Below are 568 nucleotides of genomic sequence, written 5' to 3' on the forward strand. Positions count from 1 at the left end.
TGATATTTTGAAGGAGCGACGGGACAATCTGTATGCTCGATCTTTTCTGGATGAGTTGACCCCTGGCCAACAACAGAAACTACAGAATATTGATAGTTTACTACGCGCTATTCGGCAGGCACCCGATCAATTTCAATTATGTGTATCGAATTATCATCATTATTACCGATACTGGTATTGCTCATTCCGATTTTTTGAGGATGCGGAGGAGATAAAGACGGGAACGGCAAATGAGCATATGCTAAAGCATACCCAACGTACTGATGAGCGCAGTACGGAACAACTCATTAATGAGCGGCTGAATATTATATTTATTGATACCAAATACATAACCCGCCCCGTCCCCTATGATAACAAGCTCATTGATCGTGAGTTGGAGACGTATACGGACCGTATTAATTTTGGTAAAGCCGCTTTGTACATACGGTCAATTGAATAATCAAAATGTAGTCTACAGCACTTTTTTTAGCGCGATCAGCCCACGAACTTTGCCGCTTATGGTAAAGGCAGGTTCTATTTCAATCGCATTAGGGAAAGCGATCAAACAAGAGCGGATAAAAAAAGGAGT

General features: G+C 41.5%; 1 protein-coding gene. It reads left to right on the forward strand.

Translation table 11 applies throughout. From position 1 onward, the window contains the following. Positions 1-439: hypothetical protein (locus ACYVJE_RS23035; RefSeq protein WP_461146129.1), on the forward strand; the 439-nt coding region annotated here is incomplete at its 5' end. Between the last annotated feature and the right edge of the window lie 129 nt (positions 440-568).

It is taken from the genome of Salinifilum aidingensis (assembly GCF_054782015.1).